Annotated in this window: 12 protein-coding genes; 4 read left to right on the forward strand and 8 right to left on the reverse strand. The window is 41.9% G+C overall.

Annotated elements, in window-relative coordinates:
• Positions 1-22: 22 nt before the first annotated feature.
• Positions 23-517, reverse strand: a complete 495-nt coding sequence (locus CDC37_RS14760) for a host attachment protein (protein ID WP_096622690.1) — start codon at positions 515-517, stop codon at positions 23-25.
• Between the two features lie 681 nt (positions 518-1,198).
• On the opposite strand from CDC37_RS14760, the gene hoxU reads away from it, so the two are divergent.
• From hoxU to CDC37_RS14775, 3 genes are all read left to right on the forward strand, one after another.
• Entirely contained in the window at positions 1,199-1,912 is a 714-nt protein-coding gene (hoxU, locus tag CDC37_RS14765; protein WP_096622691.1) for a bidirectional hydrogenase complex protein HoxU, read from the forward strand.
• Positions 1,909-2,460 carry an oxidoreductase gene (locus CDC37_RS14770; RefSeq protein WP_096626249.1) on the forward strand — a complete coding sequence of 184 codons (552 nt, stop codon included), beginning with the start codon at positions 1,909-1,911 and terminating at the stop codon, positions 2,458-2,460. The genes hoxU and CDC37_RS14770 overlap by 4 nt, the downstream gene beginning before the upstream one ends.
• Before the next feature lie 306 nt (positions 2,461-2,766).
• On the forward strand, positions 2,767-4,218 hold the full coding sequence (locus tag CDC37_RS14775) for a Ni/Fe hydrogenase subunit alpha (RefSeq protein WP_096622692.1): 1,452 nt from the start codon (positions 2,767-2,769) through the stop codon (positions 4,216-4,218).
• Positions 4,219-4,340: 122 nt separating this feature from the next.
• Here the strand turns inward: CDC37_RS14775 and CDC37_RS14780 are convergent, their stop codons facing one another.
• The 7 genes from CDC37_RS14780 to CDC37_RS14810 form a co-directional block, all read right to left on the reverse strand.
• Positions 4,341-8,135: a hypothetical protein gene (locus tag CDC37_RS14780; protein ID WP_096622693.1), complete on the reverse strand. Its 3,795-nt coding sequence runs from the start codon at positions 8,133-8,135 to the stop codon at positions 4,341-4,343.
• A gap of 763 nt (positions 8,136-8,898) precedes the next feature.
• On the reverse strand, positions 8,899-9,144 hold the full coding sequence (locus CDC37_RS14785; protein ID WP_096622694.1) for a hypothetical protein: 246 nt from the start codon (positions 9,142-9,144) through the stop codon (positions 8,899-8,901).
• Between the two features lie 3 nt (positions 9,145-9,147).
• Positions 9,148-10,065, reverse strand: coding sequence for a hypothetical protein (locus CDC37_RS14790; protein WP_231943068.1), 918 nt, complete (start codon positions 10,063-10,065; stop codon positions 9,148-9,150).
• Positions 10,066-10,186: 121 nt separating this feature from the next.
• The gene (locus CDC37_RS14795) at positions 10,187-10,957 is read right to left on the reverse strand and encodes an RNA polymerase sigma factor SigF (RefSeq protein ID WP_096622697.1); all 771 of its coding nucleotides are present in this window, start codon (positions 10,955-10,957) and stop codon (positions 10,187-10,189) included.
• A gap of 634 nt (positions 10,958-11,591) precedes the next feature.
• A complete protein-coding gene (locus CDC37_RS25255; RefSeq protein WP_096622699.1) occupies positions 11,592-11,849 on the reverse strand; it encodes a hypothetical protein in 258 nt (85 codons plus the stop codon).
• Complete coding sequence (locus CDC37_RS14805) at positions 11,849-12,049, reverse strand: hypothetical protein (RefSeq protein ID WP_096622701.1); 201 nt, start codon at positions 12,047-12,049, stop codon at positions 11,849-11,851. Before CDC37_RS14805 ends, CDC37_RS25255 begins: the two co-directional genes overlap by 1 nt.
• A gap of 301 nt (positions 12,050-12,350) precedes the next feature.
• Positions 12,351-13,181, reverse strand: a complete 831-nt coding sequence (locus tag CDC37_RS14810; protein ID WP_096622703.1) for a photosystem II manganese-stabilizing polypeptide — start codon at positions 13,179-13,181, stop codon at positions 12,351-12,353.
• A 795-nt stretch (positions 13,182-13,976) separates the two neighbouring features.
• Here CDC37_RS14810 and CDC37_RS14815 point away from each other — a divergent pair.
• Complete coding sequence (locus CDC37_RS14815) at positions 13,977-14,288, forward strand: hypothetical protein (RefSeq protein WP_096622705.1); 312 nt, start codon at positions 13,977-13,979, stop codon at positions 14,286-14,288.
• Positions 14,289-14,296 lie beyond the last annotated feature (8 nt).

Consider the following 14,296-nt stretch of genomic DNA (forward strand, 5'->3'; position numbering starts at 1 on the left):
GATTACATTAACTTTACGTAATTTATACTACAAATTTATGGGCAGGCAGGAGTTTTTTCTCAGCTAAATATGCGTGTATTTCTGATGGTTTGAGCTTGCATACATCTTTAGCAAGAACCTGTACACGTAAATTATTAGGTAGTGAAGGAATCACGAATTCTCGCAAAATACCTAGGGTTTGTGGTTCCGAGACAATTACCAATTGCAGGATCGACTGACGTTGGCAAAATTCAATCATTTCATCAGCGATCGCTCTTGCAAAACGTCTTCCATATTCGTTGAGGTGGCTTTCCCTACCATCATCATAAGCATGGGCTTGAGTTCCAGTTCCTTGATGACGACCCGTTTTCGTAGTTGTCCACAAGTCTTTACCTGGCAATTCTTTTGCCGAATTAAGGAGTCCTTTGTGTTCAACTAGGTGACAATTAGATTCATCCAAGGAGCTATCATCGAGCGGTTCAAGTGTTAAAAATCTTGCTCTCGCACCATCAATTACCGTAACTAAATATTTATTCATGAATTCGCCCCTGTAATTATACTTAAGAAGTACGTTCTCGTTTGAGAATAGGGAGTAGAGACGAACCGTCAGGTCGTCTCTACAAGGAATAGAAATGAACGATTTTCCTGTTAGACTTTGCCAAACCTCCAAAAGGTTATGTCTAAACGACATGGGGACTAATTTACATTCAAGTCTCTAATATTTTAAGTGTATCTAATAAACTTGAGGAACTTGTGAAGATTTATGCTAGCGAATCATGGAAAAGCTACTAACAGTAAAGAATATTCCCTAACCCTAGTCCCCAGATGAATTGTCTAGAGATTGATGCCAAGTTGTAATGGTACAACACAGTTTATATTGTTTACGCCAATGGTAGTTACATAGTAGGGGCTATAATCGTTGATTATTCTAGTTTCATTTATGAGAAATCTTTAACACGGCTGAAAAGTCTAAAATATATGCTTTTTAGTTTTAATTTTTGCCTTTTTGTACTACTTGCTTAAATATTACTAATTGTAAATAAGCTACTCACAACTTCCTCAAATTGTTGGTGTATAAGTTCGATGGGATAGTGAGTGCAACCGAAAGTAAAAAGTCATATTAATCCCCTACAATCCAGCAACAAATACAAATAGCAAAATTACGTAGCTTGCTTCCCGCGTAGCGGGTATTACGAATTATGAATTACGAATTAAAATTATGGCTGTCAAAACCTTAACAATCAACGACCAACCAATTGGAGCGGATGAAAAGGAAACCATTCTCCAAGCTGCACAAGACGCAGGTATTTCAATTCCCACCCTCTGTTATCTCCAAGGATTATCAGAGGTTGGAGCTTGTCGTTTGTGTTTAGTGGAAATTGTCGGTAGTAATAGACTTGTACCAGCCTGTGTAACCAAAGTTGCAGAAGGGATGGAAGTGATGACAAACACTGAGCGATTGCAGAAATACCGTCGTACTATTGTAGAAATGTTATTTGCAGAAGGCAATCATATTTGTGCGGTGTGTGTATCTAATGGTAATTGCGAATTGCAGGATTTAGCCATTGAGATGGGTATGGATCATGTCCGCTTGGAATATCAATTCCCCCAACGTCAGGTAGATATTTCCCATAAGCGCTTTGGTATTGACCACAATCGCTGTGTGCTTTGTACTCGGTGCGTGCGTGTTTGCGATGAAATCGAAGGAGCGCATACTTGGGATATGGCTGGAAGGGGAAAAAACTCCCACGTGATTACCGACTTAAATCAACCTTGGGGAACTTCAGATACTTGTACTTCCTGCGGTAAGTGCGTTAATGCTTGTCCGACGGGTGCAATTTTTGATCAAGGTTCGAGCGTTGGAGAAATGGTACATCAACGCGATCGCATTAAATTTATTGTCACAGCAAGGGAGAAGAAACAATGGTCTTGACTCCTATGAAGCTTGCTACAGTATGGTTAGGTGGTTGTTCCGGTTGTCACATGTCCTTCCTTGATTTGGACGAATGGTTAGTGGATTTAGCGACTCAGGTAGATTTAGTTTACAGTCCCTTGGCTGATATTAAGGAATACCCTCCTGGTGTGGATATAGTTCTTGTGGAGGGTGCAGTTGGGAACGCGGAACATCTGAAAACTATTTATACAGTTAGAGAGCGATCGCGTATTTTGGTTTCCTTTGGAGATTGTGCGGTCACTGGGAATGTGACGGCTTTACGCAATCCTTTAGGTGCAGATAATGTTGGATCAATCCTGCAACGTTGTTACATTGATTTGGCTGATACCCATCCCCAAATCCCCCAGGAAACGGGTATTGTTCCCCCTTTACTAGACAAAGTACAACCCGTTCATCGGATAGTTAATGTTGATGTTTATTTACCTGGTTGTCCACCCTCCGCAACTCGAATTCGGGCTGTATTAGCAGCATTATTGCAAGGGAAAACTCCCCAATTAGTCGGGCGAGAATTGATTAAATTTGGTTAATAAAGAGAATTTAATAGCTTGTATTTATCTGTGGTTTAGTATGGCTTAAAAAGCCGATTATGATATTTCAATTCAGGCTAGGATGCTTACTCCAAAATAAAAAATGTTTGTAATATATCTCGAATAGGAGACGTAATATATTACGTCTCTACATACAAACAAAAATCTATTTTTTATTGGTTATGGTGTCATTTTTACATGACGGCTATCTATCGTTATCGACTATTCCCGATTCCCGATTCTCTACTCCCAAAAAACGATAATTTAAGTATTCAAAACGACCTTTCAAGCACGCCCTAAATCGTCATGTCTAAAAAAATTATCATTGATCCAGTTACCCGGATTGAAGGACACGCGAAAATTAGTATTTATTTAGATGATAGTGGACAAGTCAGTAATGCTCGTTTTCACGTTACCGAGTTTCGCGGATTTGAAAAATTTTGTCAAGGTCGTCCCCTGTGGGAAATGCCAGGAATTACCGCTCGGATTTGTGGTATTTGCCCCGTGAGTCATTTATTAGCCTCAGCTAAAGCAGGCGATCGCATTTTAGCAGTGAATATTCCTAAAGCAGCAGAAAAACTCCGTCGGTTAATGAATTTAGCTCAAATTATCCAATCCCATGCGTTGAGTTTTTTTCACCTCAGCGCTCCTGATTTATTATTAGGAATGGATAGTGAACCCTCCCAACGGAATCTGTTTGGTCTCATCGCCGCAGAACCCGAATTAGCCCGTGGTGGAATTCGTTTGCGTCAATTTGGACAAGAGATAATCGAACTATTAGGAGGACGCAAAATACACCCATCTTGGGCTGTTCCTGGTGGTGTTAGGGAAGCTTTATCGCCAGAGGGACGTACGCAGATACAAAATCGAATTTCTGAGGCTAGAAATATTATTCTTGATGCTTTAGCAAGATTCAAACAATTACTTAATAAGTATCAACAAGAAATACAAACCTTCGGCAATTTTCCCAGCTTATTTATGGGTTTGGTGACACCCACAGGATTGTGGGAACACTACGATGGATATATTCGTTTTGTGGATAGTGGTGGAAATATTATTGCCGATAAATTAGACCCTAATTGCTATCGGGAATTTATTGCCGAAGCTGTGGAACCCGACTCCTATTTAAAATCTCCCTACTACCGACCCCTTGGCTATCCCGATTCCCGCGCATCCTGCCTTTTAGATAGTGGCATGTATCGAGTTGGTTCCTTGGCAAGGTTGAATATTTGTACCCACATTGGTACGGATTTAGCAGATAGGGAACTGCGAGAATTTCGAGACATCGGTCAAGGTGTTGTCACCTCTTCGTTTTTTTATCATTATGCCCGATTAATTGAAATTTTGGCAGCGATTGAACGCATCGAAATTTTATTAGATGACCCCGATATCCTATCCAATAGATTACGTGCCGATGCTGGTATTAATCAATTAGAAGGAATCGGTGTTAGCGAAGCACCAAGGGGAACTTTATTCCACCATTATCAAGTGGATGAAAATGGCTTAATTCAGCAAGTAAATTTAATTATTGCTACAGGTCAAAATAATTTAGCGATGAATCGAACCATTGCTCAAATTGCTAGATATTTTATCCACGGTTCAGATATTCCCGAAGGTATGTTAAATCGTGTAGAAGCGGGAATTAGAGCTTTCGACCCCTGTTTAAGCTGTTCGACCCACGCAGTAGGACAAATGCCTTTACACGTTGAATTAGTGGGAGCAGATGGATCCGTACTGAACGAGGCTTGGCGGAATTGACCAAAATTAATTTAATCAACCCCTTATGCTGTCGCTATCACAAATTACGTAGCTTGCTTCCCGCATAGCGGATATTACGAATTACGTACGCGAAGCGTTGCCGCAGGCTATTACGAATAATTTTAGATTCCATACATCTGGTCTATACCTAATTTGGGTAAGTCGGGAGGGATGACACTACGCTGGATGGTAGTTTTCCGGCTTTCTTGTTGGCTCAGAAGATGAATCGCGATCGCACCGATTCGCACTTCGATACAACCAAAGGGAATATTCATTTGCGCGATGGTTTCTGCTCCCCCTTTGCTATTGGGTAATAGTGCTGTCAGTAGGTGGGGACCGTCTAGTAAACTGCGAGTTTGACAGTCTTCCATCCATAGTTTAATTGCTACTTGGGGGTAGGATTGGGGTAATTCCACCCGTAGACGCATAACACGACCAGCTACTAGGTCACCTGGTAATAAATGGATAATGGGTGTGGGTAGATTTTCGGGTATTTCTGATTGTTGATTGGGGTCGGAGGAATTATCTTGATTTGGGTGAGGTAATTCGATGGGTTCGTCATCTACGATAATTTCCCTACTGACCCAAGAACGGGGAGGTTGTTGTTGTAGGGAGGGATAAACCAGTGGTGGTGGTGTGGGAATGGAAGCGGGAATATTTTCTTGGATTCTACCTCCGATGAAGGTTTGAGTATCATCGTCTGTTAGCTTGTTGGTTGGTTCTACTGGGGAATCACTTTCGCTAGGAGTGATTTTTTCGTTTTGACTGGCTACCCATTGGCGAATTAATGGAGACATCGAACGGTCAAAGGAAAGTTCTAAGGGTGCTTGGGTAGTTTCTTCTCCAATGGATAGGGTATTTTCTGAATCGAAAATAATTTCCTCTGTTTCCACCCCAATTGGTTCTATGGCAGTAAATTCCTCCTTTACTTCCAATTTGCGGACAGGGAATATTTCTGGTATTTCCCCAGATGCAATTTGCTGGAGTTGAGAATTTGTTGTTTCTGGGGAGGTATTTTCAGCAGCGTTATCTTCAGGTGCGATCGCAGCAAATTCCCGGTTAATGTCAAACTCTGCAAAATCGGGGAAGGAGCTACGGATAATTTCTGCAATATTGGCTTCCACCTGGGAAGTGAGGGATAATTCAGCAGAAGAGATTTTGCGGAGAAAGGGTAAAATGGGTGTGGAATCCTTGGTTATTGTTTCTGACCCAGAAGCGATCGCTTGATTGGTTGTTTGACGATGGCGACGGGGTTGAATGGTTGGGGGTAGGGTAATTTTGGGTGATTTTTTGGTTGGGGAATGGGTAATATTTAGGGTTTGTCCTGGTTTAGTGGTTTTCACCAAGTTAAATAGTTCCAAATCGATGGGTGAGGTTGCTACTTGGGGAGGTGGAGGTGGGGGAGCAGTGGCTAAAACCGGGTAATCTAACATATCTGGAGCGCTAGGTTTGGCAGCAGCACTAATCGCTAATAGGGCGCTAATATCTGCTGTAATGGTAAATGATTGGCTCCCCAGTAGAGTCGATTCGCCAATTCCATCTAAAGCACCATAGATATAGATATCCGCTAATAGTAATTTGGATTCACAATCAATGGGAATTTGACAGTTAACAGCAATCGGGAAAGGAACTATTTCCTCAGTCCCTAAAGATTTTTGAACAGTTGTTAATACTTCTAACTGTTGTGGCGATCGCACATCTAAGCGAACTTCCACATTGCTAACATGTTGATAATAAGGCCTACTCGTATTGGTTATGTCTGTTTGTCCATGTTTGGGGTTAATTTCCACATTACCCGCAATTGTCAAGGGTACACCCCAAGGAGAGACATAATTCTGGGCTTCTAAATTAATGATTAGAGGTAAAGATACTTGGGGAGTAACAGCATCATCTGCGGTTGTTTCTTCTGTTAGCAGGGGTTCTGGATTGGGTAAGGCTAAATCCAGTAAGGATTGTAATATATCCTCCGCCGAATTTCCCTGCACCCAAGGTGCTGGAGTGGGTTGATGGACAATCGCATCATTTCTTAATACTATAGCCACGGGTAAATCATCTTCTGCGATCGCAATTGGTGTTATCTCTGATGTGTTAACTTCTTTTCTTGGTTCTGAGTCAAGATTAAATGTAGTTTTGGGAGCTTCTGAATCTATTTTTACTGTGTCAGATACAGGATAATTAGCAAAAATCTCTTCTGTATCGTTGATGGAATTATCACTATAATTGGGAGAATTGGATTCATCCCGGTTAACCTGAGTGTCACCTTCTGGAGTATCTAAATTTTCCTCTAATACATCAACATCCCCATTATCTGTAATTTCAGTATTCCCAGTATTTAAAGCGGCTGAAACTGGATTCGAGATTGACTCTGATGATACATCCTCTCCATCTATCCCTTGAGAAATAACACTATCAAACTGATTTAAAATCTCAGTTGAGTTAATTTGGGTGGGTGAAACCGTGGTGATTTGATCAACTGGTGTAGCACTACCAAATGATATGCTCAAATCCTCTGTAATCTGTGAAGATTGGGAATTAGTTTGTGCTTCCGGATGAGATGTTGTGGAAATATCAGCATCTAAATTTGATGTCGTCGAAATATCAGCATCTAAATTTGTTGCTACTTCTAAGTTTGATGTTGTGGAAATATCAGCATCTAAATTTGTTGCTACTTCTAAGTTTGATGTTGTGGAAATATCAGCATCTAAATTTGATGTCGTCGAAATATCAGCATCTAAATTTGTTGCTACTTCTAAGTTTGATGTTGTGGAAATATCAGCATCTAAATTTGTTGCTAATTCTAAGTTTGATGTAATCTCAGTCAAAGATTGATTTTGAGCAAGGTCAACTTGAGAATGCACAACTACATCCTCACCCTCATTCCCATTTATAACCCCATCATTCTGGATATCCGCTTGATTTTCTTCCAGCAGATTAATCGAACTCACACTTGAGATATTATCAACTAAACCATCATCCGCATTAAAATCAATAATTCTATCCACATCAGAATTATCGTCATTATTATCTAAAACAGCCGATTCCAGATTAACTCCACCCTCAACTTCATCAGTATGAGCAACTAACAATTCCGATGCCAAACCTATATTCCCACCACCAACATCCGCCGAAACAGCATCCCTATCCTCCTCAATCGGCTCATTCAAACTTAACAAAGCCTCAAGAATTTCTTCATTATCACTCGATTCCATCCCATCCTGAGAATCAACAACCGTTTCCATCTCCATCATTGCTACTTCTTCAGAGGGAGAAGGGGTATCACCCAATCGAGTTTTGGGCAAATTATTAACATTTGGAAAACTTTTAGGAACCGATGCTTGACCTAATCCATCCCCCTGAGCATCCAAATCACTAACATACTCAGCGACCACCTTGTCAGTAATTTCCCGGACAGCATCCGGTTTCTGATTTACACCAGACGACACAGATGAAACTGGTGGAGGTGCGGGAGGAATAGGTAAAACCGACATCTTCCGTTCACCAGAAACACGATTGGGACTTGGTTGGTCAATCCCTGGAACGCGGTTTACATCGCTAGAATTAGCCTTTACCTTCAAGGTAATCATTTGTTGCCAAGGAGTTCCCATCACATCGGCAATTAAACTACCGCCACAGCATATTTCCCATAAACCAGGCTGAAAATAGGTAAAAGGAATAACCGCCAACAAACCTTCATGATTTGTGCGACGCGATCGCTTATGAACCCTGCGTATCGGAGGCTGGGTGAGTGGATTACTTGCATTAGATACATGGGAGACGCGTATCTCCACATCCGTATTTAGGCGAGCAGAACGGGCAACAATCCGATACCGCCCCTCTGGAATTTCCTGGTTAAGAGATTCGAGTGGCTGCCAAACCCGTTCGCCTTGTTTTTGTATCAAAAATTGCCACTTTTCCATTGTAGGTGATAATAAAACCGTCGAACCGCACTTATTTTTATGCCTTACCTTGCTTGTCAGTTTACCTCAGCAAACCCAAATTGAATCACAGAATTCACGTTTTGTTTTGAACATCATCTTTGAGAAAATCTCAGTAATTAAGTTCCAACTTGAAGAAGACTAAGGCGATGCGACCCAGACCGTATATATCTAATTTCCCAATTTGTGGCATTTTGCTGAAAAATTAAAGCAGCGTAAGTTTATTTACATTTCTGTGATACACGCTTATTGACGTAGGATAACAGAAAGTGGTCATAATTGTAACCTCAACCTTTCAGTTGAACAAGTATTCGGGTAGAATAAACTATACAGAATACAGAAAAAGTCCCCCAATAGGTTAGGGCGAACATATGTCCGCCCTAACAATGTATGGCAAAAACTTCAGTTTTAATTAGGGTCTGCTGTTCGCGTAGCTGTAAAAGTCTTTTCGCGAGGGTAGGGAATAGGTACAGACGCGACGTGTCGCGTCTGTACGGGAGTAGTCTTAACCCAACAATTCCACTTTTGCTTGACTTCAAAAAACGAAAGATGTAAGGTTTTTGGGCTTTTCTATGCACTTATTTGGAAAGCACTTTCTGGAACTAAAATAGCCTCTAAAGCTTACAAGATATAGAGATGCGATAATCGCGTCTTTAACTATTTTTCAGCAAGCCCTAATTAGCGTTGAGCAATGAGTTTATTTCCCACTAATGGTGTGGCAAGGTTAAACTATTACTCCACCACGTTAATTACCATAACGTTCTCGGTAGTATTTCAGGATTTCCTCAACTTGGTGACGACCTTGAATAGAAATGTTGTCTGCGAAACTCAGCCACAGTCCTTCCACTTGACTTTGGGAGTAATCAAAGTGTGGGGAGGATTGGGGAATTATTTCTACAGACACATGATCAACTTGACGTAGGTGGGCTGCAAGTTCCCGATATACAGCTAAGGGTAATCCAGTAATTTCTATACGTTCACGTGTTGGCATGTTTTAAGATGCTCCGGTAGGGACATTCGGGGGGGTGGGAGTATTGCTATCCACCGCCGCAGTCGTAGTTGCGGCCCCTTCTCCTACCATTTTGGCAACTTCGATGCCAAATTGTTCAAATATCACTACTGGATCGGAACCAGCGTTCATCTCAATCCGCTTAACTAGTACCCCATTTGATAAGCGATCGCCTACTTGGACATAACGACTGCTCGGTTCGTTGGGAACTTTAATAATCGCTTGGGCTTGATTTCCCACCATCACTACACCGGAAACGACTACTGCTCTAGCGGTTTCCGGTTGGGGTGTGGGAGGTAATGCAGCCGTCAGGGATGGGTCGGCGACAACCGGAGGCATTGCACTTGGCATCACAGGTCTAATTTGTGGGGGTTTTGGTAATCGCGCACTAGCCACCTGTGAGCGTTGGATACGTTTACCTTGATTCCCACTCGTAATCCGAGTTGTATTTGCCGGTAAATTCGGTACAGTCGGAACAAGACGACGTGGGTTAGATGCTTGATTAGAAATTTGATTAGGTGTTTGAGCCTGATTGCTTCCGGGTTGGGTAATGAACTGGGGGTTGACAATTTGCGCAAATGGATCGCTCCTACCCCTATCAACCACCACTGCTCGCTCGGTTGGGTTGGTTGGTTGAATTAAATTGGGAGCCGCAGCAACAGATGTTGGTAAGCCGTCTGTCCCTTTACCTGCCACCACTGGATCATTAAAGTTTTGTTGTGAATTTGCCCCATTGGTAGATGGATCGGTGCTAGCACTTGTTTGCGAGTCGGTCGTGTCGGCAGACTGGTCAGCCTGCTGTTCCCCTCCTGAACCACAAGCACCAAGTAGCATCGAGAACACAAGAACGAGCGCGATCGCGACTCGTTGGGGAAGTGTTGCCAGTTGGAAGTATTTGCCCATTCCTGTAAAAACCCGTTAGAAAATTTTGCTTGGATAAATCTATCCACAGGGGGATGATTTGTCTGTAAATATGAATCTGTTATAACTCAAGTTTTGCCAATTGCCTTGTTTGGGATCTGAATTATTCGTAGCCACCCATTAGTTGCTTCAACAGTCCTAAACCTTTCTTCACCTGTCGAGATACGGTGACAACACTGATACCCAGTCTTTCAGCCACTTGCTTTTGGGTCAAATCATGGAGAAATACAAATTCAACAACTTCACGAGTGCGATTTTCCAGCTGAAGTAAAGCCTGTTGTAGACGAATTCGGTCTTCTTGAGCAAGTTGAAAACTACGGTAACGGTGGTCAGGAACTAGTTCTCCTAAACAAGCAGCACCATCATCATCATCAATAGGTACATCTAAACTTAACGGCGCACGATTAATCCAAGCCAAGCGAATTTGTTGCCACTCTTCAACAGATACACCTAAAGCCGCAGCAAGTTCAGCATCACTCGGTTGACGATTGTATTGTTCGCGTAGGGAACGGGAAACACCAATAGCTTGTTGCTGAATTGCCAACCAACGCCGAGGAATGCGAACAGTTACTCCTTTATCACGTAGGTAATGCTGAATTTCACCGCGAATATAGGGAATTGCAAAGGAACTAAAGGCATGTCCCTTACTAATTTCAAAGCGTTCAATCGCTCGAATCAGCCCCAAACAGCCAACTTGAAGTAAATCTTCATAGCTTTCTTGGCATTGATTCATCCAGTAGTGCGCTTCCTTTCGGACTAGACCGAAATTTAATTGAACTAACTGGTTACGAATATCAGGGGATTGAGTAGATTGGTACTCGCGCAATAATTGCCAAATTTCGTGTTTTAATTCATTGGTGGCGATGGTAGGCATGGCACCTTATTTACTACCAGAATAAAAATGGGCAAAAAAAATTCGCTGCACAGTATTGCAGTGGTAGTTCGGTAAACGCGAATATGGTAGACAAAAGCTGCCATAATTGCATTTACCTTGCAACCATGCCTCACTAACTTCGTTCAGCGAAGATATATATGTTTTTAATTTTTTGGACGTTTATAGAACTTGCGCACCCATCATGTAAAAATCATGTTTTGAAATTATTAAATTGTTGGCTTGCAACTCTGCGACAAGCCGCTACACTTCCACGTAACGACGTGAATGGGTAGTTTGTGCGTAGTTCTATTTGACTCTCGTTTAACTTGTATTCTTGATTTTCTACATAGGAATAGGATATAAACTCTACACCTGAATCAGTAACCGAGATAGTACGTAATTTCTGTTAAAGGGAAAGTAATGACACGGGAAAATTTTTCGATATTAAAAGAATAATAATCAATAAACTGGGTTTTTTATAATAATTTTCCATCAAGAAATGTCAGGATTATTACTGATATGGTTAAGAGGCTGCTGGAAACTTATCCTTGCCATCAGTTAATTTAAATATTTTTCTCTAAAATTCACTGCGCTACGACTTATCGTCCCTACCAAGTCAATGTTAAGCTTGCCGCTACTGGTTTTTGATTAGCCTTTCATACTCTGCATGTGTGCCAATCCAAAACCATAGAATTCCATGTTCCACTTCTATTCCCAATGCCCTATGACCTAGACCGGCTCGAACTGACCAATAATTTCCGATTTTTTTGAAATGTAATGACGGATGGGATGGATCGGTCTTCAATAATTGATAATTTCCATCCGCTACCTGTTTAATAGGTTCAGGTAAGGATTCATAGCACTGCCAAAATCTACGAGTTGTAAAATGCATTAAATTGCCCGGTAGTGCCCTGCCTCAAATTCAGTCAGTGCCTCTTGAGCCAAGTTATCCAATTTTCCAGCAGCAATATCACTCTTAAGTTGTTCGTCCCAACGTTGATAATCTAAATCCAAGAACCATTCTAAAAGCTGATTAAAATCATTCGGTGAAAGCTGAAGGATAGCTGTTTCGATTTGTTCCAGTGTTAACATGACTTTTTCCTTTAGCAACGTCAAAGGCGTAATTAAGAAATTCCTTTCCCTTGTCTTGTGAGCTTAATTTAGTCCATCAGAACCTTTATAAACAGAGGATATTGCCCTACATTATAGCGGAATTATAGCGGATGGAATCAAGTTTGTAATTACAGTTGACTAGGTACTTTCATACTTTAGGTAGCTTTGGCAAATATAATACGAGCGGCTAACAAAACATATTGTTAACCGCTCATAGTTATTTTCCCGCTCCTCATTCCCGATTTGCGAGCAATTGGGAATTTAGAATCAAAGCCCAAATTTAAGCTTTTGGCTCAACGCGACCGTAGAACAGACCACGAACTTTCACTTCTTTGGGTTCATCGGCTCCTAGGTCGGTATCAGATGGTTGGATGCTTTCAAATGTACCGGCGATTTCACCACTAGAACTATTGACCTTAGCAATAGACATGGAAATAGTACCGTCTAACACTTCAACGCGCTTCACGTTGGCAGTTTTGAGTTCTTCCTCATCAGCATGGGCTGGAAGGGCTACAGCATTATCATATCCACTGGCAACACCACGACCTTTCGGGTCTAGGAAAGTTGCACCACGGTAGGAAGGAACGCGGAAGGAACCTTTAAAATCAGTTGAGGTATTGATGCTAGTTAATCCAGGTTGGCTTTGGGCTACTAAGCCTTTAATTGTAAATAGGAAAGGAATGCTTTCACCACCGGGAAGTTTCACGGTAATGGCTTGGAAATCAAAACCGTCTTTCTCTTTAAAGGTGAGACTACCGTCATCATTGTAAATCAAATCACCTTGAATTTGGTCGAGGGATGAGGTTTTGCGGGTCAGAACTTTACCTTGGACAAATTCTGGTTTTTGGCGTTTGTTAGTAGGTTCTTCTTTGACAAAGTATGCTGTTGGTTCTAAGCACAACTCTTTGATGACTAGGGAATCACCTGAATTCAAGGGGATAGAACCACGGCTAGTTTCAGATAATTGGGGACATTTATTTGCAAGTCCCGTACCCCGAATTTGGTCGTAGGTAAGAGTTTCAACACTTGCAATCTCAGATACGTCATTACACGCAGTCAAAAACCCCATACATAACGCTAAAAATGCAAAAATTAAAGCACGATACCTCATGGTCAACCTCAATGTAAAAAAATCGATCAAAAATAAAAAAGCTTGTCAAACTGCACTCCAGGTTTGGTACTAGACAATCAAGGGTTGTCTGACCTGTTGTTGAGCGCTGCGTCTGGAAACAACAGCGCCTTGAGGGGGTCTCCCATTTTCGTCTGCGGTTATTTTGACGATTGATATATGGTCTGAACCCTTTGTGGGCTATGGTTTGGTTCCGACGCTCGGACGGCGGAATCTGTTAGGGATGGGGTATGAGCCTCCATCTCCAAACAGGCAATTAAGTAGGTGTGGATGCAAAAAGAATTTTTCTTGTCCGCAGTATATTTCAATTTCTGGGGATACAGGACACCTAGGTAGGCGTTGTTGCTGATTCGCACCAGAGTTGACGCTTCCTGGTATCGACAATTAATTTTGCACTACTACTTAATACCAAGCACACAGCTTGCAGTTTTACCATTAGCGGTTGGATGTGGGTGCTGGGAGGTTTCACCCCATCGCGAACCGACAAATGATTCCACAGTCAACAATGGACTCTAACTTGAGCTTGTTGGGGGGGAGAATACTACATTCCACCACTGTGGTTTGCCCCGTTTGCTGTACCTGTTGCTGGGAAATACAGCTAACAGGCTAATAAAGGTTTCAGCCAGATCATACGATTTTTTCCACCTCAAAATCAAAAGGTTTTGATGATGATTTGGAAATCGAGCGTTGTATTGGTTACGCTGGTTAACTGGCAAACACACAATTTGAGTTAATCTCAAGTTGAATTTGATTTGGCTTTATGGAACGGAGGGTAGTATGGATAACAATTTTGGGGCTGATGCAAGTATTTTATCAGGCAAATTGCAAGAAATTGACGCGACGGTTCGAGATGCGATCGCTGTTTGCGATACGGATGTGATTGCTATCCTCGCATTATTACGGAAGTTGGAAGCCCTACATCGGGAAATTCGCGACACTGTGTTTCAAGAAAATTTACCGAAAAGCCGCCACCATCTGTATGCTTTGTTACGGGAAATTGAAGCGGAGGGGGGTTGGCCCTATATTGAACGAATGCGCTTAAAGTCCCTTCTTGTCTATTTGGAGCAGCAGGAGGGGAATGGGGAGTAGTGCTGGCT

Origin of the sequence: Calothrix sp. NIES-3974 (genome assembly GCF_002368395.1) — a bacterium.
Classification (GTDB): Bacteria; Cyanobacteriota; Cyanobacteriia; order Cyanobacteriales; family Nostocaceae; genus NIES-3974.